The 26,835-nt window shown below is 41.4% G+C and carries 21 protein-coding genes; all 21 read right to left on the bottom strand.

Features of this window, described 5'->3' with window-relative positions; genetic code table 11:
• Positions 1–26: 26 nt before the first annotated feature.
• The 21 genes from FAY33_RS00915 to FAY33_RS00815 all read right to left on the bottom strand — a co-directional run bounded on the left by FAY33_RS00915 (position 27) and on the right by FAY33_RS00815 (position 26,782).
• Positions 27–4,571, bottom strand: coding sequence for a PolC-type DNA polymerase III (locus FAY33_RS00915; protein ID WP_143318885.1), 4,545 nt, complete (start codon positions 4,569–4,571; stop codon positions 27–29).
• An 11-nt stretch (positions 4,572–4,582) separates the two neighbouring features.
• Entirely contained in the window at positions 4,583–5,635 is a 1,053-nt protein-coding gene (gene ispG, locus FAY33_RS00910; RefSeq protein WP_143318884.1) for a flavodoxin-dependent (E)-4-hydroxy-3-methylbut-2-enyl-diphosphate synthase, read from the bottom strand.
• Between the two features lie 28 nt (positions 5,636–5,663).
• Positions 5,664–6,722 (bottom strand): RIP metalloprotease RseP, encoded by a 1,059-nt coding sequence (gene rseP / locus FAY33_RS00905; RefSeq protein WP_143318883.1) that lies wholly within the window; start codon positions 6,720–6,722, stop codon positions 5,664–5,666.
• Between the two features lies 1 nt (position 6,723).
• Positions 6,724–7,866 (bottom strand): 1-deoxy-D-xylulose-5-phosphate reductoisomerase, encoded by a 1,143-nt coding sequence (locus tag FAY33_RS00900; RefSeq protein WP_143318882.1) that lies wholly within the window; start codon positions 7,864–7,866, stop codon positions 6,724–6,726.
• Between the two features lie 51 nt (positions 7,867–7,917).
• Positions 7,918–8,718, bottom strand: coding sequence for a phosphatidate cytidylyltransferase (locus FAY33_RS00895; RefSeq protein ID WP_143318881.1), 801 nt, complete (start codon positions 8,716–8,718; stop codon positions 7,918–7,920).
• A 19-nt stretch (positions 8,719–8,737) separates the two neighbouring features.
• A complete protein-coding gene (locus tag FAY33_RS00890; protein WP_143318880.1) occupies positions 8,738–9,460 on the bottom strand; it encodes an isoprenyl transferase in 723 nt (240 codons plus the stop codon).
• Positions 9,461–9,526: 66 nt separating this feature from the next.
• A complete protein-coding gene (frr, locus tag FAY33_RS00885; protein WP_143318879.1) occupies positions 9,527–10,081 on the bottom strand; it encodes a ribosome recycling factor in 555 nt (184 codons plus the stop codon).
• Between the two features lie 15 nt (positions 10,082–10,096).
• On the bottom strand, positions 10,097–10,798 hold the full coding sequence (gene pyrH / locus FAY33_RS00880; RefSeq protein WP_143318878.1) for a UMP kinase: 702 nt from the start codon (positions 10,796–10,798) through the stop codon (positions 10,097–10,099).
• A gap of 155 nt (positions 10,799–10,953) precedes the next feature.
• On the bottom strand, positions 10,954–12,639 hold the full coding sequence (locus tag FAY33_RS00875) for a peptide ABC transporter substrate-binding protein (protein ID WP_185967448.1): 1,686 nt from the start codon (positions 12,637–12,639) through the stop codon (positions 10,954–10,956).
• 110 nt (positions 12,640–12,749) lie between these two features.
• Complete coding sequence (locus tag FAY33_RS00870; protein WP_143318876.1) at positions 12,750–13,730, bottom strand: ABC transporter ATP-binding protein; 981 nt, start codon at positions 13,728–13,730, stop codon at positions 12,750–12,752.
• Positions 13,727–14,737, bottom strand: coding sequence for an ABC transporter ATP-binding protein (locus FAY33_RS00865; protein ID WP_143318875.1), 1,011 nt, complete (start codon positions 14,735–14,737; stop codon positions 13,727–13,729). Before FAY33_RS00865 ends, FAY33_RS00870 begins: the two co-directional genes overlap by 4 nt.
• A 15-nt stretch (positions 14,738–14,752) precedes the next feature.
• Positions 14,753–15,793 carry an ABC transporter permease gene (locus tag FAY33_RS00860; RefSeq protein ID WP_143318874.1) on the bottom strand — a complete coding sequence of 347 codons (1,041 nt, stop codon included), beginning with the start codon at positions 15,791–15,793 and terminating at the stop codon, positions 14,753–14,755.
• 17 nt (positions 15,794–15,810) lie between these two features.
• Positions 15,811–16,728: an ABC transporter permease gene (locus FAY33_RS00855; RefSeq protein WP_143318873.1), complete on the bottom strand. Its 918-nt coding sequence runs from the start codon at positions 16,726–16,728 to the stop codon at positions 15,811–15,813.
• 127 nt (positions 16,729–16,855) lie between these two features.
• Entirely contained in the window at positions 16,856–17,779 is a 924-nt protein-coding gene (gene tsf / locus FAY33_RS00850) for a translation elongation factor Ts (RefSeq protein WP_143318872.1), read from the bottom strand.
• A gap of 121 nt (positions 17,780–17,900) precedes the next feature.
• Positions 17,901–18,641, bottom strand: a complete 741-nt coding sequence (gene rpsB, locus FAY33_RS00845; protein WP_143318871.1) for a 30S ribosomal protein S2 — start codon at positions 18,639–18,641, stop codon at positions 17,901–17,903.
• A gap of 231 nt (positions 18,642–18,872) precedes the next feature.
• Positions 18,873–19,688: a GTP-sensing pleiotropic transcriptional regulator CodY gene (gene codY, locus FAY33_RS00840; RefSeq protein ID WP_143318870.1), complete on the bottom strand. Its 816-nt coding sequence runs from the start codon at positions 19,686–19,688 to the stop codon at positions 18,873–18,875.
• Positions 19,689–19,821: 133 nt separating this feature from the next.
• Positions 19,822–21,891, bottom strand: coding sequence for a type I DNA topoisomerase (topA, locus tag FAY33_RS00835; RefSeq protein WP_143318869.1), 2,070 nt, complete (start codon positions 21,889–21,891; stop codon positions 19,822–19,824).
• 14 nt (positions 21,892–21,905) lie between these two features.
• A complete protein-coding gene (gene dprA, locus FAY33_RS00830) occupies positions 21,906–23,006 on the bottom strand; it encodes a DNA-processing protein DprA (protein ID WP_143318868.1) in 1,101 nt (366 codons plus the stop codon).
• The gene (locus FAY33_RS00825; RefSeq protein WP_347562638.1) at positions 22,993–24,546 is read right to left on the bottom strand and encodes a YifB family Mg chelatase-like AAA ATPase; all 1,554 of its coding nucleotides are present in this window, start codon (positions 24,544–24,546) and stop codon (positions 22,993–22,995) included. The genes dprA and FAY33_RS00825 overlap by 14 nt, the downstream gene beginning before the upstream one ends.
• A gap of 131 nt (positions 24,547–24,677) precedes the next feature.
• Positions 24,678–25,460 (bottom strand): TIGR03915 family putative DNA repair protein, encoded by a 783-nt coding sequence (locus tag FAY33_RS00820; RefSeq protein ID WP_347562637.1) that lies wholly within the window; start codon positions 25,458–25,460, stop codon positions 24,678–24,680.
• A complete protein-coding gene (locus FAY33_RS00815) occupies positions 25,460–26,782 on the bottom strand; it encodes a putative DNA modification/repair radical SAM protein (protein WP_143318867.1) in 1,323 nt (440 codons plus the stop codon). The genes FAY33_RS00820 and FAY33_RS00815 overlap by 1 nt, the downstream gene beginning before the upstream one ends.
• Positions 26,783–26,835 lie beyond the last annotated feature (53 nt).

Below are 26,835 nucleotides of genomic sequence, written 5' to 3'. Positions count from 1 at the left end.
AAAAAAGGGATTAATTTTCCTGTGTATTAGCCAAGATCAAAGAGAGACAACTGATTGGATTCCGGCAGACTGCCCAGAAGCCCTAAATCTCCCATAAGATCACATACAGTTTTACTCACTTTAGAACGATTTCGGAAATCTTCTCTGGAAAGAAATATTCCATCTTTTACTGCATCAACCACTGCATCCGCAGCCTTTTCACCTAATCCGTCAATGCTGCTTAAAGAAGGCATCAGCTTCCCATCAATAATCTGAAAATGTCTTGCTTTCGCTCTATAAATATCAACAGGCATAAATTCAAATCCTCTTGCGTACATTTCCTGGACGATTCTCATGTCACGAAGTGTATCCAGTTCTTTTTTGGAAAGCGTATCTGCTCTCTTTTTGTAATCCGCCAGATAGTGCTCCAGTTTTTCTCTTCCCTGACACATCAGTTCATAACTGAATCCGCTGGCACGAATGCTAAAAAACGCCGCATAATATGCAAGAGGATAAAACACCTTACAATATGCAATACGCCATGCCATCATAACGTAAGCGGCAGCATGGGCTTTCGGGAACATGTATTTAATCTTTTTACAGGACCAGATGTACCAGTCTGGAACTCCGTGAGCAGTCATTTCTGTCTCCCACTCATCTTTCAGACCTTTCCCCTTTCGCACACTTTCCATAATGGAAAAAGAAAGCCCTTCCTCTAATCCCTTTGATATCAGATAAACCATGATATCATCACGAGTACAAATTGCAGTCTGGATGGTTGCCTTTCCCTCCTGAATCAATGTCTGGGCATTGCCAAGCCACACATCTGTACCATGGGCAAGACCAGCAATCCGCACCAGATCGGAAAAATATTTGGGCTGAGTGTCAATTAACATCTGCATGGCAAAATCAGTACCGAACTCCGGAACTCCAAGAGCCCCAAGCTTACAGCCTCCAATGTCCTCCGGGCTGATTCCAAGAGCCGAGGTATCCTGAAAAAGAGACATTACCTCCCGGCTGTCTAATGGAATATCTTTTACGGGATCAAATCCAATCAAATCCTGCAGCATACGGATCATCGTAGGATCATCGTGTCCCAGAATATCAAGTTTCAGCAGGTTATGGTCAATGGAATGATAGTCAAAATGAGTCGTCACTGTCATTGTAGTCATATCATTGGCGGGACGCTGGACAGGAGTAAAGGAATAGATCTCTTCTCCATGGGGAAGTACAATAATTCCACCTGGATGCTGTCCAGTCGTTCTCCTTACACCTACACACCCCTGAACAATCCGGTTAATCTCACAATTGCGTTTTCTCACTCCATGTTCTTCATAATAATTCTTCACATAACCAAATGCGGTCTTATCAGCCAAAGTACCAATGGTACCCGCACGGAATGTCTGCCCCTTTCCAAAGATCACTTCTGTATAGTCGTGGGCTTTACTCTGATACTCTCCGGAGAAGTTTAAATCAATATCAGGCTCTTTATCGCCTTTGAAACCTAAAAATGTTTCAAAAGGAATGTCAAATCCGTCTTTTTCCAGAGGATGACCACATACCGGACAGTTTTTATCCGGCATATCGCAGCCTGCCATACCCGAAAACTTCTTTACCTCATCGGAATCGAAATCATTATAATGACAGGATGGACAATAATAATGAGGACTTAAGGAATTAACCTCTGTAATACCAGACATATAAGCTACGAAAGACGACCCTACTGATCCTCTGGAACCTACCAGATAACCATCCTCATTGGACTTCCAAACCAGCTTTTGTGCAATGATATACATAACCGCAAATCCATTGGATATGATGGAATTCAGTTCTCTCTCCAGACGTTCTGTTACAATTAAGGGGAGATCTTCGCCATAAACAGCATGTGCCTTATCATAACAGATACTTCTTAAATCTTCATCGGAGTTTTCGATAATAGGAGGACATTTATCCGGACGTACCGGAGATATCTTCTCACACATATCTGAGATCTTTCTTGTGTTCTTTATGACAACTTCTTCTGCTTTATTTGGTCCTAAATATTCAAATTCCTTTAGCATCTCTTCTGTAGTTCTAAGGTAAAGAGGTGCCTGGTCGTCAGAATCTTTAAAGCCCTGTCCAGCCATAATAATTCTCCGGTATACCTCATCTTCCGGATCTAAAAAATGAACATCGCAAGTGGCGCACACTGGTTTTCCAAATTGTTCACCAAGAGATACGATTTTTTTATTTATATCAATCAAATCCTGTTCTGATTTTACAACACTTTTTTCATCCCGCAGCATAAAACCATTATTTCCCAACGGCTGAATCTCCAGATAATCATAGAAATTAACCAATTTTGCAATCTCCGCATCTGGTATTCCCCTTAAAAGAGCCTGATATAATTCTCCCGCCTCACAGGCCGAACCAATAATCAAGCCTTCCCTGTTCTCATTGAGAATGCTCTTTGGAATTCTGGGCCGTCTTGCATAGTAATCAATATGGGAGCAGGATATAAGGCGGTAAAGATTCACCCTTCCTACATCATTGGCAGCCAATATAATTACATGGTGAGTCGGAAGTTTCTTAATCACACTGGCAGACATGGAACTCAGTTCATTTAGCTGATCCAATGTCTCCACTCCTCTGTCCCGGATCATTTTTACAAATGCAACGAAAATAAGAGCTGTGCAGCCAGCATCATCCACAGCCCTGTGATGATTTTCCAGGGAAATATTCAAAGCTTTTGCAACAGTATCCAGTTTATAACGGTTCAGATTCGGCAGAAGAAGTCTTGCCAAAGATACCGTATCCATCACCGTGGGATTAAATTCAAGACCAAGCTGGGCTGCATTATAAGCAATAAAACTAATATCAAAAGACGCATTATGAGCCACTAATACTGCGTCAGAACAGAATTCCAGAAATTCAGGAAGAATCTCTTTGATTCTCGGATAAGGAAGCACCATATTATCATTAATGCCTGTTAATTTTTCAATTTCAAAAGGAATTGGCACATCCGGGTTTACAAAACTGCTGTAGCGGTCAATGACCACTCCATCCTTCACTTTTACTGCACCAATCTCAATAATTCTGTTTTTTGAAGAACTAAAGCCTGTGGTCTCAATATCAAATACCACATAAATATCAGACAGGCTCTGATTTCTTGAATTCTCCACCAACTGTTTCAGGTCATCAACCAGATAACCCTCCACTCCATAAATAATTTTAAATGAATCATCTTTATCCAGGGCATGGTTGGCATCCGGAAATGCCTGTACACAGCCATGATCGGTTATGGCAATAGCCGGCATCCCCCATTTTTTCGCTCTTTTTACGATATCCTTGACCTCTGAAACCCCATCCATATCACTCATCTTTGTATGGCAATGCAGCTCTACTCTTTTTTCCAGGCTGTTATCTTTGCGTTTACCAGTAAAATCTTCAGACTTCTTGATTCCAACTACAGATCCAAGTGTAAGCTCCCCGTCAAATTTGTCAATGGTTGTAACACCTTTGATGCGTATAAAACTGCCTTGAACTACCGCAGCTTTCAGATCATCAAGCTGTTCTTCCTTTGCAAATATCTTCACGGTAATAGTGTCTGTAAAATCAGTCACATCAAAGATCATAATTGTCTTGCCGCTTCTTAATTCTCTGCTGTCCACGGTCAGAATCTTTCCTCTGACAGCCACTTCTCCGATCTCTCCGTCGATCTTCTCTATCTCAATAATCTCTCCATCAAAATCTCTGCCATATAATACATCTGGATTATCAGAACGCCTTGTGTAGGAGCCTCCTCCCTTTTTATAGTCTTTCCACTCCCTCTTTCCAAACTCCCGCTTTCCAGTTTCCTGCTCTCCGGTTTTTTTATTCTCTTTTTTTCCTCCCATCCGAAGTCCAGGGGCTGATTCGTTAGGCTGAAATGGAACTTCCGGGCTATAACCTGCCGCCATCTCTTCCAGATTCTGACCATCACCCAAGGAAGGAGGTGTCTGGATTTCCCCATCTCCTGTAAAACTGGCTCCAAGAGATGTACGGCTGACAATTTCTTCTATTTCCCGCTGCATCTGCAGCTCCTTTTGCTTCGCCAGTTCATTGGCTTTTGGTTCTACATACTCATACTGCACTTCCAGCGAAAGGCCGCACCGTTCAAAGAAAATCTTTTCTAAAACCCGTTTCAGCTCTCCAGCTTTTTCATGAGTAACAATGGTGTCTTCCACTGTCATTTTTAATAAATCACGTTCTGGGAACTGATACTTAGCTTTCCGGAACATATTATATTCAATAATACTGTAATTTTTAAGTTCCAGCAACAGGCTGTCCCGATAAGCCTTTAGAAGCTTCTGAGGAGTATACTGTTCGGAAAGCCGGAACTTTTCTATAATTTTTATACTTAACTGCTTGGAAGGAAATAACTGATCCTTAATTCCCCTCTCCAGTCCATAAATATTTTGTTTATGAATCAGTCTTGGACTCAAAAGATAAATACGAATAGAGCTTCTATCCCTGGTAGAAGTGATCTTCTCCACCTCCACCAGATTTAAAAGCTCCCGCAGTTCATCTGTAATATGTAAATTTGGAAAAACTTCCAAAAATCTTTTTTTCATTCTATCACCTATTACATGCTCATAAGTTCTTCCTGCAGTGCCTGGAGCAGTTGATCTTCCGGAACTCTTCGGACCACTTCTCCCTTTTTTATAAGAAGCCCTTCGCCGATTCCTCCTGCAATACCAATATCAGCCTCTTTTGCTTCTCCCGGACCGTTTACAACGCAGCCCATAACAGCAACCTTCACATCCAGATGATCAAATCTGGCAACCATTTCTTCTACCTGGTTTGCTAAAGAGATTAAATCAATTCTAGTTCTTCCGCAGGTAGGGCAGGACACTACCTCTACTCCACCTTTTCTTAATCCTAGTGATTTTAAAACAAGTCTGGCTGTCTTCACCTCTTCTATGGGATCGCCGGTGAGCGAAACACGTATGGTATCACCAATTCCCTCGTAAAGAATAATTCCAAGACCAACTGATGATTTTACGGTTCCTGATGATATTGTTCCTGATTCCGTAATTCCTACATGAAGAGGGTAATCAGTCCGTTTTGCAATCAGCTCATGGGCCTTAACGCACATTAAAACATCAGAAGACTTAATGCTTATTACAAGGTTTTCATAACCCAGTTCTTCAATTACACGAACTTTATCAAGAGCACTTTCCACAATTCCTTCTGCAGTTACTCCACCGTACTTTTCAATCAGATTTTTCTCAAGGGAACCGCTGTTTACTCCCACCCGAATAGGAATATTAAATTCTTTTGCCTTTTCAACAACTGCCTTCACACGATCCGCAGATCCAATATTGCCAGGATTAATCCGAATCTTATCAGCACCTGATTCAATGGCTGCAATTGCCAGACGATAATCAAAATGAATATCTGCTACCAAAGGAATGGTAATTTCTTTTTTTATCTCACTTATTGCTTTTGCCGCTTCCATATCAGGTACAGCCACCCGGATAATATCGCAACCAGCTTTTGTAAGAGACTGAATCTGCTTCACCGTTCCTTCCACATCCTGAGTCTTTGTATTGCACATAGACTGGATCAGAACCGGATTGCCACCTCCTATCAGCCTGCCACCGATTCTGATCACTCTTGTATGTTCTCGGTTCATAGTTCCTCCATTCTGTATTCACATCCTGTCAGGTAAACCTGCTAATATCATTAAATACCACAAAGATCATAAGCGCCATCAAAGCCGCCATACTGATCATATTAACAATGCCTTCTTTATTAGGATCCATACGCTTTCCTCTGATTGCCTCAATAATCAGAAACAGCAGACGTCCTCCATCCAAAGCCGGTATAGGCAGAAGATTCATAACACCCAAGTTCGCACTTAAAAGAATACACATACTGATTACATTAATGAATGCCGCCTTAATGCTGACGGAAAGACCTGCCTTCACTGAATCATCAATCATTACCACAATCCCTACCGGACCGCTTAAATCTTTCATACCTGCTTTTCCAGAAAGAAGCATACCAAGGCTCTTAACTGTCAGTTTTACATCATATTCCATTTCCTTGTATCCATACTGGATCAGTTGACCAACAGAAGAAACTTTCGCATTCTGGGGCGCAATGGTAATTCCAATCAGATATTTTCCACTTTCTTCTGAATATTTGGGAGTTACAGATGCGGTTTTAACAGTACTTTCCCCAGTAGATGAATCAACTCTTAGAAATTCCACTGTATTCATCAATTCATCGGGTTTTAAAACCTTATAGAGAATATACTCCCGATACATGGAAACCTTTTCTCCATTTATCTTTAAAAGCTTATCTCCTGGCTGCATTCCAGCTCCATATGCCGGTGAATCCTTTGCCACTTCTTTCACATATGTCATATCATATCCGCTCATTCCAACAAGAATTAGGGAAAGAAGAAACGCAAGAATGAAGTTAAACACAGGTCCTGCCACAATCACTGACATCCGTGCCAAAATTGATTTATTCTGAAACGCTCCCTGATCCGCGTTTTCCTCGTCTTCTCCCAGCATCATACAGGAGCCGCCCAAAGGCAGCAACTTAATGGAATAAACAGTCTCACCCTTTTTTAAATGTACCAGTCTTGGTCCCATACCAATGGAAAACTCTACAACAGTGATTCCGTTCTTTTTTGCAAACAAAAAATGCCCTAATTCATGAATTAATACAATTAATCCAAATACAAGAATTGCTACAATAATACTGGACAATCTACCACCTGCTTTCTATATAGTCATAAGCTGCAGCTTCCGCTTCAAGAATCTCTTCCACTGTGGGATTCTCCTTCACAGTATGCCCGTTCATTGCTCCCTCTATCATATCTGTTATGGAAAGATATGATATTTTTCTATCTAAAAATTTGGCAACTGCACGTTCATTGGCCGCATTAAACACCGTTGGAAGTGTACCACCTGTCTTTCCCGCCTTATATGCCAGGGATAATCCCGGAAAATTAACCATATCCGGTTTTTCAAAGGCAATCTGATTCAAAGCCCAGAAATCAAGACGATCCCCGGAAAGGAATCTTCTCTTAGGATAGTAAAGTGCATACTGGATCGGCAGTTTCATATCCGGTGTTCCGAGTTGAGCCATCACCGCTCCATCTTCAAATTCAACCATAGAATGAATCACGCTTTTGGGCTGTATCACCACCTGCACCTGATCCATCTCAACACCAAACAGCCATTTTGCTTCCATTACTTCAAGTCCCTTGTTGACCATAGTGGAAGAATCAATGGTAATCTTTCTTCCCATGGACCAGTTTGGATGATTTAATGCATCCTCTACCTGTACGGATTTAAGCTGTTCTCGCGTTTTTCCACGAAAAGGCCCACCCGATGCAGTGAGAAGAATTTTATGTATTTTATTTGTATGTTCCCCATTTAAGCACTGAAAAATCGCACTATGCTCACTATCCACCGGAAAGATCTTAACGCCGCACTCTCTGGCAAGAGGCATAATTATATGACCTGCTGTAACCAGTGTCTCTTTGTTCGCCAAAGCGATGTCTTTACCCGCTTTCATTGCTGCGATTGTCGGGCGTATTCCGATCATGCCTACAACTGCCGTAACAACGATCTCAGCAGAAACTTCTGTAGCCACTTCCACAAGACCATCCATGCCAGATACAATCTTCACAGGTAAATCTTTTACCAATAGAGCCAGCTCTCTGGATTTCTTCTCATCCCACACACATACAAGCTTTGGTCTGAATTTTCTGATCTGAGTTTCCAGCAGATCAATGTTACTGCCTGCCGCCAAAGCAGTTACCTCTATATCCCCTTGGTTTTCAACCACCTCCAGGGTCTGAGTTCCGATTGATCCTGTGGAACCGAGAATTGCTATTTTCTTCATCTTATGCTGATAACTCCTTTTCTTTTCCAATAATACAGACAGTATTTATCTCTAGCGTAAAAAAGTTACTGCAAAAAAAATTGCAGGAGCTGTAAAAAGCATGCTGTCAAAACGATCAAGAATACCGCCATGACCCGGAATGAGTTTTCCATAATCTTTTACCTGATGGTTCCGTTTTATTGCCGAAGCAGCCAGATCTCCAACCTGGGAAATCATTGCTGCAATCGCGCATGAAAGAGCACATACCAACTGCGGATTACGAATCTCCGTCATGAATATCCCCAAAAAAGTTCCATACAAAAAGCCCAATAAAGCAGCTCCCACCACACCTCCGACAGCTCCCTCCACAGATTTTTTCGGACTGAGAACCGGGGCAAGCTTATGCTTTCCAAAAAGCATTCCCACACAATACGCACAGGTATCGCTTCCCCAGGAGCTTAAAAACACAAGCCAGACCATATACTTCCCATCAACCATTACCCTTACCTGATACAGGTAGGATAACATTACTGCCACATAAAACACGCCAAAGAATGCAACAGCCACTTCTTCCAACCGGTATTTGGGAAAGGTGAAAACATAGATTCCCATAAGAAGCATAAGAAAGCCTGTGGACAGGAGAAGCATAAGGTCTTCCCGGTGAAACCACAAAAGGCAATAGGAGGTTAAAACAGTAATGTAGCCCACAACTCCTAACAGACTTCCTTGTATCTTCATTACACGATACAGTTCAAACAACCCGATTATGGAAATGGAGATCGTAGTGGCAAAAAGCACCCAGCCTCCGGTTCCTACCGTAAAAAGCGCAATCAATATAAGAATGATACCGCTTATCAGCCTGATTGTAAACATTGAGCTTCCTCCCTCCCAGTTACTTCACTCCCCCAAATCTTCGATCCCTGCGATTGTATGCTTCAATCGCTTTTTTCAATTCTTCCATATTAAAGTCAGGCCAATAGCAGTCAGTCACATAAAATTCCGTGTAAGCAAGCTGCCATAATAAATAATTCGAAAGCCTTAGTTCTCCGCTGGTACGAATTAAAAGCTCCGGATCCGGAATATCTGCTGTATCAAGATAGGAAGTAAATACTCTCTCGTTCATCTCATCCTCTTCAACAGTTCCTATTTTCACATCTTTTATGACTTTTTTAACTGCCCGCACGATCTCATCACGTCCACCGTAATTAACTGCAATCACAAAAGTAAGACCAGTATTATCCTTCGTCTCTTCTACCAGTCTTCCAACACCTTCAACAATGTCCCTGTCAAACCGCTCTATATCTCCAATCATCTTAACTCTTACATTATTCGCCTTTGAAACTTTTAATAACCGGACCATATAATAGCGGAATAACTGCATCAGTGCCCCTACTTCTTCTGCGGACCGCTTCCAGTTTTCTGTAGAAAATCCATACACGGTCAAATATTTTATTCCCAGTCTTGCCGCATTCTCAACAGTCTTTTCCACGGTAACGCAGCCCTCTTTATGACCCAGACTTCTTGGAAGTCCTCTCTTTTTCGCCCAGCGGCCATTACCGTCTAATATAATAGCAATGTGTTCCGGTATTACCAGATCCTGTACCTTATCGTCCATACTTTTTCACTCCTTAAAAAAACACAAAACAGGACAGGCAAAATGCCTGCCCCCCTGTTTAAAATATTATACCGTAAGAAGATCCTTTGACTTCTCTTCAATTGCTTTTTCTACCTTTGCAATCATCTTATCCGTCAATTTCTGAATCTTATCTTCTGCATCAGCCTGCTCGTCTTCAGAAATCTCCTCAGCCTTTAACTGCTTTTTAAAAGAGTCATTGGCATCACGGCGAATATTGCGGATCGCCACTTTTGCAGCTTCCCCTTTTTTCTTAACGTCTTTTACCAGTTCTTTTCTGCGTTCTTCCGTAAGTTCCGGAAAAACAAGACGTATTACATTGCCGTCATTGGTTGGATTAATTCCGAGATCAGAAGTAAGAATCGCTTTCTCAATTGCCTTTAACAATGTCTTTTCCCAAGGCTGAATTACGATCATGCGAGCTTCCGGAATGGTAACGTTTCCCACCTGCTGAAGCGGAGTTGGTGTTCCGTAATAGTCAACTCTGATTTTATCCAATACATGAGGGTTGGCACGTCCTGCACGAATGGTCATAAAATCATTCTCCAACGATTTTAATGTTTTATTCATTTTGTCTTCGTAAACTTGTAAACTCTCCTGCATATTGTCCTCCTGGTTTTATGCGGTCACAATGGTACCGTTTATTTTTCCCTGCATTGCATTGGCAATGCCATCTTTTTCATTCAAACTAAATACTGCAAGGGGCATCTTATTCTCCATGCACATAATAGATGCCGTTAAGTCAATAACACACAACTGCTTGTCAATCACTTCCTGAATGGAAATCTTATCATACTTTACTGCATCGGGATTGACCTTTGGATCGCTGTCATATACACCGTCAATGGCTTTGGCTAAGAGAATACAGTCTGCATCCATCTCAATCGCCCTAAGTGCAACCCCTGTATCCGTAGAGAAATAAGGATGACCAGTTCCACCGGCAAAAAACACTACTTTGCCTTCTGCAAAATATTCACTTGCCTTGTCCTTTGAAAAAAGTTCTGTCATGGAACCACATTGAAATGGAGTAAGAATCCCTGTTTTCATTCCTCCGTTGCGAAAAATCTCCGAAACATAAATGCAGTTCATGACAGTAGCCAGCATACCAATCTGGTCTGCTTTTGTACGATCAATGGCATTGCTGGTTCGTCCTCTCCAGAAATTGCCTCCGCCGATTACAATTCCTACCTCAACACCTGCATCAACGGATATCTTAACCTGCCGTGCAACCTCCTTAACAGTGGCTTCTTCATAGCCTGTCTTCCCTGAGCCCGCAAGCGCTTCACCACTGAGTTTTAATAATACACGTCTTGGATTCATAACCTTAAATTCTCCTGTACTCTTCTATTGTCTCAATCGATTATAGCACACTTTTGGATGGTTGGAAAGAGGAAGTTTCTCCGCTTAGTTAAGTCTCTGCACGCATAAAAATACCCGGAACATCATTCCGGGTATTTTCTATCAGAGAACTGCCATTATTCCATGGTAGCATACTGGAAGAACCAGTAGCCATATGGGGAATGCCATGTCCCTTTTAACTTAGTATCCTGTAACCAGAAGTCGTTGTAATATGCAATCGGTGCAATTGCTGCATCCTCAAGAATCATATTCTCTGCTTCATGAAGTTTTTCATAATGCTCTGCAACGTCAGCCGTTGTGTTCGCCTCATCAAGAAGTTTGTCAAGTTCTGGGTTGCTGTATTTGGCATTGTTATTACCGCTTGATGTTAACATTAAGTTTAACATGTTAGAAGGATCATCGTAGTCATATACCCAGCCATCACGAGCCATCTGATAATCTCCGGCACGACGGGTTGGGGTAAAGGTAGCCCACTCAACAACCTTAATATCGGTGTTAATGCCAAGAGTTTCTTTCCAGCAGCTCTGTAAATACTCAGCAAGCGGCTTATGGTAACCAGCATCATTGGTCATATACTCAATGGTAGGGAAGCCTTCGCCGTTAGGATATCCGGCTTTTGCAAGAAGTTCCTTTGCCTTTTCTACATTAGCCTCATATTCATCCGGATCAAAGAAATCCTTGCCATTCTTTTCCCTTGTTATATCCTCGAAAAATTTACCTGCTTCTGCATCACTAATTCCAGGTCCCACAAAGTTGGTTGCTGGTGAATAAGTTCCCTGCATAACAGTGTTGGCAACATAATTCCGGTCAATAACAAGACTTAATGCTCTGCGGACATCAACATTGTTAAATGGTTCCTTCTGATTCTGAAAATCCAGGTAATAAGTACCCATAATTGGTTCTATATGAAAATCTTCTTTTCCTTTAAGATTTGGAACCTCTTCTGTAGGAGGCTCTTTAACCATAGAAATCTCACCAGTCTGATAAGCACTGTATGCTGCATTCGTATCTTCCATAAGCACGAATTTCAAAGTATTCAATGTTACTTTATCTGCATTCCAGTAGTTTTCATTCTTAGCAAAGGTTATATGGGAACCTGGTACCCACTCAATCATCTTTAAAGGACCGTTGGAAACATAGGTTTCCGGTTTTAATGTCCACTGATCGCCGTTGGCTTCAATTGTTGCTTTCTCAACCGGTACCATGGATGCATGAGTTACCAACTTTTCAAAATACACACACGGTGCGGATAATTCAACAACAAACGTAGTCTCATCTGGTGCAGAAACTGCAAGTGCATCTGTATCACCTTTTGATGCTTCCTCAAATCCCTTTATATATCCAAGCATATCCGCAGAATAAGGTGCTGCTGTATTCGGATCAGCCAGCCTCTTCCATGAATATACAAAATCTTCTGCAGTTAATGGTGTTCCATCACTCCATTTTAAATCCTTACGGAGTTTAAAGGTATAAGTCAGCCCGTCTTCTGATACTTTAAATGATTCTGCCTGTCCAGGTACAATCTTGCTTTCTGAATCCACAATAAGAAGTGTTTCAAAAGCCTGAACAATCATATTACCACCATCGACTGCACTATTTAATGCAGGATCAATGGTCTCTGGATCAGGTCCTATTCTAACCGCAAGATCAAGTGCTCCGGCAGCTCCGCCTGTCTGGGCTGTCGTCTCTCCATTTGCAGCCGCTGTAGTGTCATTGGAACCAGTTGACTTATTTCCGCCGCAAGCTGAAAGAATCATACTTGAAGCCATAACAGCAGCTAACAAAAGTGATATCTTTTTCATAATTTTCCTCCTATAAATGTAATTTTTTTCAGCGTAGTAACACTTTACTTAGCTACTACGCTGATTCAAACTTCACTATACCATAAAAAGTACAAAATAGCAATTACATTTTAGTTCACTTTATCAAGATGATGACATGCTGCGTAATGATTGCTTGCAACTTCTTTCCACTCCGGTTCCTTCTCCGCACAAAGCTGATCTGCATAAGGGCACCGGGTACGGAAGTGACATCCGGAAGGAGGATTGACCGGACTTGGAACATCTCCTTCTAAAACAATTCTCTTGGATTCACGGCTTAACTTGGGATCTGCAATTGGTATTGCAGAAATAAGGCTCTTTGTATAGGGGTGAAGGCTGTGAAATGTCAATTCATAGCTGTCTGCAAGTTCTACCAGCTTGCCCAGATACATAACTCCAATCCTGTTTGATATATGTTTAACGATAGAAAGGTCATGAGCAATGAACAGATAAGTAAGACCACGTTCTTCCTGAAGCTGTTCAAACATATTAACAACCTGAGCCTGTATGGAAACATCAAGCGCCGAAACCGGTTCATCGCAAACGATAAACTGAGGGTCAACTGCCAATGCCCTTGCAATTCCCACACGCTGACGCTGACCGCCTGAAAATTCATGAGGATAGCGGTTTGCATGTTCTGAATTCAGTCCTACCGTAGACAGAACTGAAATAATCTGTTCCTGACGCTCCTTTTTATTCGAAGCCATATGATGAATGTCGATGGCTTCTCCAATAATATCACCAACCGTCATTCTTGGATCAAGGCTGGCATAAGGGTCCTGAAATACAATCTGCATCTTGCGGCGGTAAGGAAGCATATTTACTTTTGTAATATCCTTCCCTTCAAAAAAGATCTTTCCTGCCGTCGGCTCGTGAAGCCGGAGTAAGGTACGTCCCGTAGTCGTTTTTCCACAGCCAGATTCGCCTACAAGTCCAAGTGTTTCACCTTTTTTTATTCCAAAAGATACATTATCAACAGCTTTAACCACCTTTTTCTGAAATAACTTATTACCAGAAACAGGGAAATACTGCTGTAAATTCTGCACTTCTACAAGATATTTATCTTCCATCATGCCTCTCCTTTCTGCGCCTGTTGCTTTTCAAATTCCTGCTTCTGCAGCAGCCAGCAGGCACTGTAATGAATCTCTGACACATCTGTATATGGAGGCATTTCACGAAGGCATATCTTCATGCATGCTCTGCATCTTGGCGCAAAAGGACAGCCTGCAGGCGGATTTAACATATCAATGGGGCTTCCCTCAATGGGAATCAGCTTGTTATGCTCTTTTTCCGTAAGTTTTGGAATACTTCGGATCAAACCCTTCGTATATTCATGACTTGGCTCATAGAAAATATCATCCGTATTGCCATACTCAATGACTTGACCTGCATACATTACCGCTATTCTGTCACACATATTGGCAACAACTCCAAGGTCATGGGTAATCATAATAATTGCCATACCAAGTTTCTCTTTTAAATCCATCATAAGTTCAAGAATCTGAGCTTGAATCGTTACATCCAGAGCTGTTGTTGGCTCATCCGCAATTAAAAGTTTTGGTTCACATGCAAGTGCAATCGCGATCATAACACGTTGGCGCATACCACCGGATAATTCATGGGGATATTGTCTCAAACGTTTCTCCGGTTCGTTAATTCCTACCAGAGTGAGCAGTTCTTTCGCCCTCTCTATTGCCTGTTTCTTATCCTTTTTTGTATGAAGCATAACCACTTCACAAATCTGGTTACCAATTGTATACACTGGATTCAAACTTGTCATTGGATCCTGAAAAATAATGGAAATCTCGTTTCCTCTGATTTTTCTCATCTCTTTTTCTGTCATCTTGTCAATCTGATGATTATTAAACATCAAAGAGCCTCCAAGCAGACGTCCAGGATAAGCGGTAAGTCCCATAAGACTATAAGCGGTAACAGATTTTCCAGAACCTGACTCACCTACAATTCCCAAGACTTCCCCTTCTTTTAAATGAAGGGAAACATTATTCAAAGCCTTTACTTCCCCTGCCGGAGTAAAGAAAGAAAGACGTTCATTTTCAATATTTACTAAATATTCACTCATTGATTCTCTCCTCCTTTAATCTTTCAGTTTCGGGTCAAACGCATCACGAAGACCATCGCCCAGTAAGTTAAAGCTTAATATAATAACGGAAATAGCAAGCGCAGGTGCAAACAGACGGTGAGGATAACTCTGCAGACCATTTAACGCTGCACTGGCAAGGCTTCCCAGGGAAGGCATGGGCGCAGCCACTCCAAGTCCTAAAAAGCTCAAGAAACTCTCCGTAAATATTGAGGAAGGAATCTGTAAAGTTGTTGTGACAATTAATGTACCAATACAGTTCGTCAGAAGATGTTTTTTAATAATATGGGCGCTGGAGGCTCCAAGAGCTCTGGCTGCCGTAACATATTCCTGTTCCTTTAAAATAAGAATCTGACTTCGCACAATACGCGCCATACCTACCCAATAAAGAAGGGCAAATACAACAAAAATACTAATAAGATTGACACCAATAACCTGAATCCACTGAAATCCTGGTCTCTGAGCCAAAGCTTTAAGAGGCTGATCAAATGCAACGGATAACAGTACGATAATCAAAATATCAGGTACTGTATAAATCATATCAACAATCCGCATCATAATCATATCAACCCAGCCGCCAAAAAAGCCTGCAACAGAACCATAAAGTGAACCTATGAGCAAAATAATGGCTGAAGCCACCAGGCCTACAATTAAAGAAACCCGGCTTCCCATCATAACTCGAACCGCATAGTCACGTCCCAGGTTATCTGTACCCAATACATGAGGGAAAACGCTTTCGCCCTCCTCCATAGATTTCAATTCTTTCTCAGAGTACTGCATTGGAGCAAGATTTTCACTTCCCCTAATCTGCTGTTCATAACTGTACGGATAAAACTGAGGTACAATAAATGAAAAAATTAATACCAGTAGGATTACAAAAAGACTTACCATGGCAATCTTATTTTTCTTCAGACGTCTGAAACCATCCTTCCAGAATCCGACACTTTTACGCATAACAGTTAAGCTTTCTTTTTCCGCATCAGTTGCCGGGAGAAAGTCTTCCACATTAACCTGTAATGATAATTTATTCTTTGGCATCCTCTTTCTCCTTTCTCTTATTTCAGATTAATTCGCGGATCAATAAGCTTATAAGCGACATCGACCAACACGTTCATGATAACCATCAAAGTAGCAAGGAAAATAGTGGTACCCATAATAAGAGGGTAATCCCGTCCTGTAATTGACCCAATGAATTCAGATCCCAGTCCTGGAATTGTAAATATCTTCTCCACAATAAAACTTCCTGTTACAGTATAGGCTAAAAGCGGTCCTAAGTATGTAACTACCGGAAGAATCGCATTACGAAGCGCATGTTTAAAAATGCTCACCAATTGGGAAAGTCCCTTTGCTTTTGCCGTTCTCATATAATCCTGTCCCATAACGTCAAGCATGGATGACCGCATCAAACGTGCTATATAGGAAGAAGGGTAAAGGGCAAGAGCAAGTACTGGCATAATATAGTTTTTCCACGAGGCCAAACCATAGGTGGGCAGCAGCCCCATCTTTAAACTTAAAACATACATCAAAATTGTACAGACTACAAAGCTCGGAACAGCAATTCCGCATGTGCTGAACACAATAATAATATTATCTACTACAGTCCCCCTCTTAAAAGCTGCTACACTTCCTAAAGGAACGCCTATAATAACCGCTGTTAAAATTGCGATTCCACCAATTTTTGCAGAAACAGGAAACTTGGCAGCAACAATCATATTAACAGTACGTCCGCGCTGTTTTACGCTCAACCCTAAATCACCATGAAGTAAGTCCTTCATGTAAGTTACATACTGTTCTCCCAACGGCTTGTCCAGTCCATACTTTTCATTCAAAGCTGCCTGTGCCTGTGGGCTGATTGCTTTTTCCGACATGAAAGGACCACCTGGCACCATGTTCATGACAAAAAATGTAATCGTTGCAACAGCGAAAATTGTTATAACCGCCATAGCGATTCGCTTAATAATATACTTAGCCACTTTCGTCAACTCCTTTGGTATTGTGGTGTCCGTACAATATGGAAACATTTGTTAATGGTAAACGGACACTAATTGAATAGAAAAATCCCATGGATACCCATGGGATTCCCCCAGAATCCTATTAAGATTACTGCATCTGTCTTGCAACTTCCTCTGCGAAGTTCTCTTCTTTCTTCTCAAGACCTTCACCAGTTTCAAAACGTACGAACCTCTTCACATCTACCTTGCCGCCAACTTCTTTAGAAACCTGCTCTAAATATTTTGCTACGGTTAAATCGCCATCTTTTACATATGCCTGATCTACAAGACAGAATTCTTTTAATTCTTTATTCAGACGACCAACAATCATTTTTTCAATAATATTATCTGGCTTATCCGGATTTTCATTCTTAGCCTGCAATTTTAAGATTTCAGTCTCGTGATCAATGAATTCCTGTGGAATCTCATCTCTCTTCACATACTTTGGTGTCAGAGCTGCAATCTGCATTGCAATATTCTTCAATGCTTCTTTTACTGTATCATTTACCACTTCTGCGCTGGCTTCAATCAAAACACCAATTCTTCCGCCACCATGAATATAATCAACAACAACGCCATCAGTAACAATCTTCTCAAATCTTCTGATGCTCATATTCTCGCCGATTACAGAAATCTGGCTTGATAAAACCTGTGCTACGGTTAAAGAGGTGTCCTTAGCCCAGCTTTCTGTAAGAAATTCTTCCACATCTTTTGATTCAGAAGCCAGTGCCTGTGCAGCAACATCTGCAACATATTCCTGGAACTGAGCATTCTTTGCCACAAAGTCTGTCTCGCTGTTTACTTCTACAATTGCTCCAGACTTTCCGTCTTCGCTTATCACTGCAGCAACAATACCTTCTGCTGCAATTCTACCAGCTTTTTTAGATGCAGCGGCAAGTCCTTTTTCTCTTAAAAACTCAACTGCCTTGTCCATATCACCATCGGTCTGTGCAAGAGCTTTCTTGCAATCCATCATGCCTGCACCGGTCATCTCTCTTAATTCTTTTACCATTCCAGCTGTAACTGCTGCCATGTATTTTCCCTCCATCTATGGTTCATTGATTTAAATTCAAGTTTATTAAGGAACAAATTTCCATAAAAAATGCTTCGACCCGCTCCTCAAAGCAGGTCGAAGCATTCAAATGTCTGAATGATTAAGCCTCTACAGTCTCTTCTGTTTCCTGAGCTGCTTCTGCTTCCTCAGCTACTGCCTCGCCCTGGTTTGCTTCGATTACTGCGTCTGCCATCTTGGATACAATCAACTTAACGGCTCTGATCGCATCATCGTTACCTGGGATTACAAAATCTAATTCCTCAGGATCACAGTTGGTATCAGCGATACCGATTAAAGGAATTCCTAAATTATGAGCTTCCTGAACGCAGATTCTTTCTTTCTTAGGATCAACAATGAAAATTGCATCCGGAATCTTTTTCATTTCTTTGATTCCACCTAAGTTTCTCTCTAACTTATCCCACTCTTTTTTAAGAGCAATAACTTCTTTCTTAGGAAGAACTTCGAAAGTGCCATCCTGGGACATTGCTTCGATCTTCTTTAATCTGGCAATTCTGGACTGAATTGTCTTAAAGTTTGTAAGCATACCACCAAGCCATCTTTCATTTACAAAATACATGCCGCAACGCTCTGCTTCAGACTTAATTGCATCCTGAGCCTGCTTTTTTGTACCTACGAAAAGAATGCTTCCACCGTCTGCAGCAATATCAGATATTGCTTTGTATGCCTCATCTACTTTTACAACAGACTTCTGTAAGTCAATGATGTAAATACCATTTCTTTCTGTGTAGATATAAGGAGCCATCTTAGGGTTCCATCTTCTGGTCTGATGACCAAAATGTACGCCAGCTTCTAAAAGCTGCTTCATTGAAATAACGCTCATGTTATTACCTCCATTTGGTTTTTACTTCCGTCCGTTTCTTATGCTCCCTGGGAGACCTTCCGGCACCCTCCGCAGAAATCCACAGACGTGTTTTTTTACAAGCTTAGCTAGTATAACATAATTTTTTAACCGTTGCAAGTATTATTTGTACTTATACCACAAAAAAGAAAACTTATGGATTATAATAAAAAGAGCAGATTCTCATCTACTCTTTTTATTATTCTTTCTATTTTAAAGATCCTTCATTTCTCTGCGTTCAGCCATGCTTTTGGCCGTCCCGGCTTTAATAACTTTTAATTCATCAAACACTACATCATTCAGCACTTTAATATAAGTACCTTTCATACCAGAAGACCTGGATTCAATGACTCCCGCACTCTCAAACTTACGAAGCGCATTGACAATTACAGAACGGGTAATCCCCACCCGGTCTGCAATCTTACTTGCCACCAAAATTCCTTCATTTCCATCTAATTCCTCAAAAATATGAGTAATTGCTTCCAGTTCAGAAAATGAAAGAGTACTGATTGCAGACTTTACAATCTGCACCTTTCTGGTTTCTTCTGCATTTTCCTCGTTGACAGAGCGCATCATCTCAAGTCCCACCACTGTGGTTCCATATTCACTTAAAATAATATCATCAATGTCATACTGGGAATCAGACTTGTAAATAAACAGCGTACCCAAACGCTCTCCTGCAATATCAATCGGTGTGATTATCGCCTGATATCTTCTGATGTCATCACCAGTAAAACCTAACGTTTCTAAATTAACATTCTCTTTAGTTGATAAAATGCTGAGCAGACGCTCATTCAACATTGTATCAACATAACCTCCGACCTGATCGGCAATCAGTTCCTGAATCTCATCAATATCAGGTGTCAGCCCAACGCCAAGCACCTTGCCCTTCTTGCTGATTACAAGAATATTCGAATTCAGGATCTCGGTCAGCACTTCACAGATATCATTGAATACAACCTTATGGGAATTGTTATTATGCAATAATTTGTTTATTTTCCTAGTTTTGTCCAACAATTGTACGCTCATATCCGAAAACCTCCTTATGAATTTGTTTGAAAATCCAAAATAGACCTTTAATATATAAATATTAACACTATTATTTTCAAATAACAATAGTTTTTTGAAGATTTTCGATTTTCTTAATAATTATTCTTTTTCCTTATTTATCAGCACTATAGCCACATTGCTCGTTGGAACATAGCAGTTTATTACCCTTTTCTACCATATAAGCACCGCATTTTGGACATTTTTGTGTGGATGGCTTCTGCCATGACATAAATTCACATTCTGGATTTGCTTCACATCCGTAATACAATCTTCCTTTTTTTGTCTTTTTAAGCACAACTTCTTTTCCGCATTTGGGACAAGGTACACCGATCTTCTCCAAATATGGTTTTGTGTTCTTACAATCCGGAAATCCCGGGCACGCCAGGAACTTACCATGAGGACCGTATTTAATTACCATATTCTTTCCGCAAAGTTCGCAGATCTCATCGGTAACTTCATCAGCAATTGTCACAGATTCTAATTCCACAAGGGCTTTATCTACTGCCTCCTTTAAGTCAGGGTAAAAATTCTTTACCACAGTCTTCCACTGAACAGATCCGTCCCCCACTTTATCTAAAAGATATTCCAGATTAGCAGTGAATGTAACATCCACAATGCTTGGAAAACTCTGCTTCATAATACGGTTAACAACTTCTCCAAGCTCTGTCACATAAAGATTTTTATTCTCTTTGGCAACATACCGTCTGGCAATGATTGTTGTAATCGTAGGGGCATAAGTACTAGGACGACCAATTCCCTGTTCCTCCATTGCTTTAACAAGTGAGGCTTCCGTAAAATGAGCCGGCGGCTGGGTGAAATGCTGACTATTATCCAATTGTTCCAGTTTTAATATACTTCCCTTTTCCAATTTCCCTAACAACATATTGGTATCTTCTTTATCTTCATCCTGAACATAGACAGACATAAAACCATCAAAAGATAACTTGGAAGCAGAAAGTGTAAATAAATAAGAGCCTGCCCCAACTTTAACAGATGTCGTCTGATAAACAGCAGGCTGCATCCGGCTGGCAGCGAATCGCTTCCAGATCAATTGATAGAGCCTGAACAAATCTCTTTGTAAGGATTCTTTCACCTTTACTGGTGTAAGAGCTATGTCAGTAGGACGAATCGCCTCATGCGCATCCTGAATTTTCACATTACTTTTCTTATTCTGCTCGCCCTTTGCCACATACTGGCTGCCGTACTGCTCCGTAATAAACTCTCTTGCAGCAACATCTGCTTCTTCTGCGATTCTGGTGGAATCTGTACGCAGATAAGTAATAAGACCTACAGTTCCATGTCCGGCAACCTCCACGCCTTCATATAGCTGCTGAGCAAGGCGCATCGTCTTCTGCGTAGAATAATTAAGCACTTTGGATGCCTCCTGCTGAAGTGTACTGGTGGTAAATGGAATAGGAGCCTTTTTCACTCTCTCCCCGTTCTTAACTTCTTCCACCTGATAGGTTTTATCTTTCAATCCACTAAGTATCTGATCCAATTCATCTTTGGTGTGAATGGCAATTTTTCCGTTCTTATCCCCATAAAACTTAGCAGTCAAAGGCTTTTTACTTCCTTCCTGTCTAAGGACTGCATCCAAATTCCAATACTCTTCCGGAATAAAAGCATTAATCTCTTCTTCCCTGTCACAAATAAGTCTCAAGGCTACAGACTGAACACGTCCCGCACTCAATCCCCTTTTTACTTTTGCCCACAGCAAAGGGCTGATCATATATCCCACCATACGGTCAAGAACTCTCCTTGCCTGCTGGGCATCTACCAGATCCATGTCAATGACTCTGGGAGTCTTTAAAGATGTCTTTACCGCATTCTTTGTAATTTCGTTAAAGCTGATACGATATACTTGCTTTTCTTTTACTTCATCTAGTTTTAACGCTTTCATCAGATGCCAGGAAATAGCCTCTCCCTCACGGTCAGGGTCCGTTGCGAGATAAATCTTATCGGCTTTTTTCACTTCTTTTCTAAGCTTTGCCAGAATATCTCCTTTTCCTCTGATCGTTATATATTTAGGATCAAAATCATGATCCACATCAATTCCCATCTGACTCTTCGGGAGGTCTCTTACATGACCGTTAGAGGCGTCCACTTCATAGTTCGTCCCCAAGAACTTCTTTATCGTTTTTACCTTTGCCGGTGACTCCACAATTACTAAACAGTTCGCCATACCAAACTCCTCGCCTATAGTTTCTTACCATAATATTGATGGGATGTCTGCAGAATAAGTCCTTTAAATTCCAGATTCAAAAGGACCTCCATACACTCATTCACAGACAATCCGCTTATAGAAATGATCTCTTCTAAATTTTTTGGTTGTAAATCTAGGCAACTATACACCATTTTTTCTTTTTTGGCAAGCCCGTTCTCATTTTTTTCATGAACTCTTAACATTTTACCTTTTCTTAAATCAAAATATTCCAGAACAGAATCAGGACTTAATAATGGCACCGCTCCGTCTGAAATAAGCTGGTTGCAGCCGGCACTTAAGGGGTCGCTTGTTCTTCCCGGAAGAGCGAAAATTTCTTTTCCCTGCTCAAGGCCTAAATTGGCTGTGATTAAAGAACCGCTCTTTTCTCTCGCTTCCATGACAAGTATCACATCAGACAGACCGCTGATGATCCGATTTCTCATGGGGAAATTACGAGGTTTTGGTGATTCATCAGGAACAAACTCGGTAATCACTCCTCCGCATTTTTTCAACCGCTCAAACAATCCATAATTTTCCTTGGGATAGCAAATATTGATTCCACAACCTAAGACTCCATATGTCTCTCCTCCTGCTTCTAATGCTCCTTTATGTCCAGCGCCATCAATGCCGCTGGCAAGTCCACTAACAATCTGGATTCCCATGGCAGACAGTTCTCTGGCAAAATAAGAAGCCATCTGAATTCCGTAATTGGTACAGTTTCTTGCTCCAATGATCGCCGCTGTTGGTTTCTCCTCAAATGGCAGTCTGCCTTTATAAAATATCCCCATGGGATATGCGTAAATATCCAGAAGCCGTCTGGGATATTCAGCTTCATGGGGAGTGATAAAGCCTCCACCGGATTGTTCAAGATTCATAAGTTCCTCATTAAAGAAATCTATTCTAATTTTGCTTTGATCAAAGGCTGCAATATCCCTATGTTTTAAAAGACCCAAATGCTCCAGTTCTTTTCCTTCTATATTATATATCCTTTTATAACTGCCAATACAATCAAAGAGTTTTTTAATACTTACTGCCCCGAGGAAAGGAACATGACAAAGCCAATATAAATATTTCTTTTCATCATCGCTGACCATAAATCCCTCCCCAGTACTTTCCCTCCAGACTTCGAAGCCCTGCCGCTTCCGCCAGATGATTTCTTTTAATTTTCTCTGATCCTTCCAGATCTGCAATCGTTCTTGAAACCTTCAAAAGTCTCTCATATCCTCGTGCACTCAGGTCCTTTGTTTCATATATTTTTCTCAAAAGTTCCCTTTCTTCCGATCCCAGAACGCAAAATTTTTCCAGTTCACTCTTCTTCATAAAACTGTTAAAATGGATTTTCTGCCCCTTAAAGCGTTCCTCCTGTACCTTTCTTGCTGCTTCTATTCGTCTGCGTATAGAAGCAGAAGACTCTCCTCCTGTCTTCTGTTCCAGTTCTTCATATGTAACCAGTCTGGACTCTGCACATATATCAATTCTATCTAACAAAGGTTTTGATATTCTGCTCAAATATTTGTATACCTGCTGTTCAGAACACCGGCATCTTCCTCGATCCGGATACCAACCGCAGGGGCATGGATTCTGAGCTGCAACCAGCATGAATTCAGCAGGAAAATCATATGCTCCATGTACTCTTGAAATGGTAATCTTTCCCTCCTCCAAAGGCTGGCGCAAAATCTCTATGGTACTTTTTTGAAATTCCGGAAACTCATCTAAAAAAAGAACGCCACCGGACGCAAGAGAAATCTCACCTGGTTTTGGTATTCGCCCTCCCCCTGCAAGTGCCTGTGGACTGACCGTATGATGAGGACTCCGAAATGGACGCTTTGCCATCAATGGCATCTCTGAATTAAGCAATCCGCTGACGCTGTAAATCTTGGAAATTTCTATGATCTCATCCTTGGACAACGATGGCATTATAGTGGGAATTCTTCTGGCAATCATTGACTTTCCGGTGCCAGCCGGTCCGATATAGAGAATATTGTGCATTCCTGCAACCGCCACTTCTGTAGCTCTTCTGAGAAAGGGCTGTCCTCCTACTTCTGAGAAATCGACATCATAAGATTCTGTCGCACTGACATTTATCTCCTTTCTTCGGGAAACTCTTCCAGTCCTTTTGGGAGAATTCAGTTCTGATGTCAAATCAGTTAAATGTTCCACTCCCATAATATCAATTCCCTCTATAATCAACCCTTCTTTTATATTTCCCTGAGGGAGGAAACAAAGGGGTTTTCCGTCTTTTTTTGCAGCGGCAGTTATGGAAAGCGCGCCATGAACCGGCTTAATTCTCCCATCAAGTCCCAGTTCACCCGAAATCACACAATTTCTTAACAGAGCAGACGATACCAACCCGGAGGCAGCCAAAACAGCAATGGCAATGGGAAGATCAAATGCCGTTCCTTCCTTTCTGATATCCGCAGGAGAAAGATTAATTGTGACCTTTCTTGCAGGAAGCCGGAAACCAGAATTCCTGAGCGCAGTACGAACCCTGTCCTGGGCTTCTTTTACCTGAGAGGAAAGATAGCCAACCATAGAAAAGCCTGGCAATCCATCACTGACATCCGCTTCAACAAGTATTGGTACTCCCTCCACGCCTGTAATGCCTATACTATGAACTTTGCTATACAAAGTCAATTCACCCTTTCCTTATTCAATTATCAATTCTTTCTTTGGGAAAAACAAGTGCAGAAATGCACATGAACGATCTCAGATCTGAAATCTTATTCCATCATAACTGAAAAAAAGGAAAAAGGCAAGGCTTTAATTTAAGTATCTTTTAAACCGTCTGAAAACTCCGGCATATATGGACGATATCGCAAAGGCATATGATTTTGCTGGCAAATCGGATTTTTCCTCTCCTTAATGGTCACACTTTTGCGAAAGCGCTTAAAAAGGTCTTCATAAACATCTTCTTCTGCTGCTTTTTTTAATCTTGTCTCCCACTGGGAAGAAGTCATATCTGCAAGAAACCATGATCGGTTTGCCGGATGAAGGGCTGCTTTTTTTCTGTTTCCATCATAAATCACCCAGTTTTCCCCTGGCATCCGGTCTGCAAAATGAGGTGCTAAAAGCACAAGAACATCATTCTTAGGCCCTATCCGGCTTACGAGGAGATCTTTTTCCATCTCCATAAAACGCACAAATCCTGTAAGGTTATGAGTCTCATGGTCCACAAAACGACACATCTGAAAGATATCATACACCTCTTTTTGCTGCAGCATACTGTTAATAGACGCTCCAATGCGAAAGCCGTAGATGAGAAACCGGTAAATCTTATCTGCCCTGTCCCGGTCAACGCTTAATGCGGCTTTGTAAACAGCAGCATAGGTGTCTCTTGAAATCTTCTTTTTAATTGCCTGTATGACCTTTTCTGCCTTTTCCCGGCTGGTATCCACCTGTTCATAACAGCAGAACAGTTCCATCGTGTCAGTCCCCCCCATAACTTCAAGTTTGATATCGCTATGTTTCTTCCCACTGGTTCCCGCACTATAAATACCGCTTAAAATTCCTTCTACACTGTCTTCACACAGATAAACCGTCTTCATCATCAGGCTCCTCCATTTCCTGCAAGTACTGGAACATTCATATCGTCAAAAAGGGAAAGCTGTCGATAAGTAAGATGATTGCCTATATCCCATACTTTCTTCTGCTCATCACCGATTAAATGTGCGGAAATATAATCTTCCTCAATCTTTACCGGATACATGGTTCTGCCGGAACAGGTAATAAAATACACAGCTCTTTTCAGGACAACTCCAATCTTTTTCAAAGCACAAAAATCCAGGGGGCCATTCTTCCTGGCAGCAATTATTCTCTTAGCTGATTTTACGCCAACCCCCGGAATACGAAGCAGCGAAAAATAATCTGCCGTGTTAATCTCAATCGGAAATAATTCAAGATGGCGAAGCGCCCAGTCACACTTAGGGTCCAGCAATACGTTAAAGTTGGGCCGGCTTTCAGAAAGCAGTTCTCCTGCCTGAAATCCATAAAAACGCATAAGCCAGTCTGCCTGATAGAGCCGGTGTTCTCTTAAAAGGGGAGGACCTCCCGGGAGGGAAGGCAGACTGCTGTCTTGATTGACCGGAACAAATGCAGAATAAAACACTCTTTTCAAATCATACTTCTGATAAAGAGCCTCAGCAACCATCATCATCTGAAAATCGTTCTCCGGAGTCGCTCCTACAATCATCTGTGTGCTCTGACCTGCCGGTACAAAAGTCGGAGCTTTCTTATATTCCATCAACTCATAACGATTGGCTGTAATCCCTGTCTGAATCTGCTTCATGGGAGTCAGGATCTTGCTCCTGCTTTTTCCAGGGGCCAGCTTCTTCAGTCCGTCTGCAGTAGGCAATTCCAGATTAATACTCATCCGATCTGCAAGAAAACCTGTCTTCTCAATGAGAACCGGATCAGCTCCTGGTATGGCTTTTACATGAATATAACCATGAAAGTGATATTCCTCTCTCAGCTTTTTAAGTGTCTGATAAATGAGATCCATGGTATAATCGGGGCTGTGCAGAATTCCAGAGCTTAAAAAAAGCCCTTCAATATAATTTCTGCGATAAAACTGTATGGTTAACTGGCATACCTCTTCCGGTGTAAATGCAGTGCGGGGCACATCATTGGAACATCTGTTGATACAATACTTGCAATCATAAACACATTGATTGGTAAATAATATTTTCAGCAAAGAAATACATCTGCCATCCGCTGAAAAACTGTGGCAGATTCCTGCCTTTGTTGTATTCCCCAATGCTCCAGCTTTACCTTTTCGGTCGGTTCCACTGGAAGTACATGCCACATCATATTTTGCCGCATCTGATAAAATCTCCAACTTTTCCTGTACGCTCAACTCTTCCTGTATTAACATATCTCCACCTCGAACACACGTTCATTTTCTTTTATAATACCATAGCAAATAAT

The sequence above is a fragment of the Clostridium sp. HBUAS56010 genome (assembly GCF_007115105.1).
Classification (GTDB): Bacteria; Bacillota; Clostridia; order Lachnospirales; family Lachnospiraceae; genus Lacrimispora.
Note: the sequence above shows the minus strand (reverse complement) of the source record. Positions and strands in the feature narration are given on the sequence as shown.

Excerpts from the sequence above, each read along its gene's own strand:
- FAY33_RS00870 (WP_143318876.1), bottom strand. The coding sequence starts at position 13,730 with ATGATGGAAGATAAATATCTTGTAGAAGTGCAGAATTTACAGCAGTAT.
- rpsB (WP_143318871.1), bottom strand. The coding sequence starts at position 18,641 with ATGAGCGTTATTTCAATGAAGCAGCTTTTAGAAGCTGGCGTACATTTT.
- dprA (WP_143318868.1), bottom strand. The coding sequence starts at position 23,006 with ATGGTCAGCGATGATGAAAAGAAATATTTATATTGGCTTTGTCATGTT.
- codY (WP_143318870.1), bottom strand. The coding sequence starts at position 19,688 with ATGAGCGTACAATTGTTGGACAAAACTAGGAAAATAAACAAATTATTG.
- tsf (WP_143318872.1), bottom strand. The coding sequence starts at position 17,779 with ATGGCAGCAGTTACAGCTGGAATGGTAAAAGAATTAAGAGAGATGACC.
- frr (WP_143318879.1), bottom strand. The coding sequence starts at position 10,081 with ATGCAGGAGAGTTTACAAGTTTACGAAGACAAAATGAATAAAACATTA.
- FAY33_RS00915 (WP_143318885.1), bottom strand. The coding sequence starts at position 4,571 with ATGAAAAAAAGATTTTTGGAAGTTTTTCCAAATTTACATATTACAGAT.
- FAY33_RS00875 (WP_185967448.1), bottom strand. The coding sequence starts at position 12,639 with ATGAAAAAGATATCACTTTTGTTAGCTGCTGTTATGGCTTCAAGTATG.
- FAY33_RS00900 (WP_143318882.1), bottom strand. The coding sequence starts at position 7,866 with ATGAAGAAAATAGCAATTCTCGGTTCCACAGGATCAATCGGAACTCAG.
- FAY33_RS00890 (WP_143318880.1), bottom strand. The coding sequence starts at position 9,460 with ATGGACGATAAGGTACAGGATCTGGTAATACCGGAACACATTGCTATT.
- FAY33_RS00820 (WP_347562637.1), bottom strand. The coding sequence starts at position 25,460 with ATGATGAAGACGGTTTATCTGTGTGAAGACAGTGTAGAAGGAATTTTA.
- FAY33_RS00895 (WP_143318881.1), bottom strand. The coding sequence starts at position 8,718 with ATGTTTACAATCAGGCTGATAAGCGGTATCATTCTTATATTGATTGCG.
- FAY33_RS00865 (WP_143318875.1), bottom strand. The coding sequence starts at position 14,737 with ATGAGTGAATATTTAGTAAATATTGAAAATGAACGTCTTTCTTTCTTT.
- pyrH (WP_143318878.1), bottom strand. The coding sequence starts at position 10,798 with ATGAATCCAAGACGTGTATTATTAAAACTCAGTGGTGAAGCGCTTGCG.
- FAY33_RS00815 (WP_143318867.1), bottom strand. The coding sequence starts at position 26,782 with ATGTTAATACAGGAAGAGTTGAGCGTACAGGAAAAGTTGGAGATTTTA.
- ispG (WP_143318884.1), bottom strand. The coding sequence starts at position 5,635 with ATGAACCGAGAACATACAAGAGTGATCAGAATCGGTGGCAGGCTGATA.
- FAY33_RS00860 (WP_143318874.1), bottom strand. The coding sequence starts at position 15,793 with ATGCCAAAGAATAAATTATCATTACAGGTTAATGTGGAAGACTTTCTC.
- topA (WP_143318869.1), bottom strand. The coding sequence starts at position 21,891 with ATGGCGAACTGTTTAGTAATTGTGGAGTCACCGGCAAAGGTAAAAACG.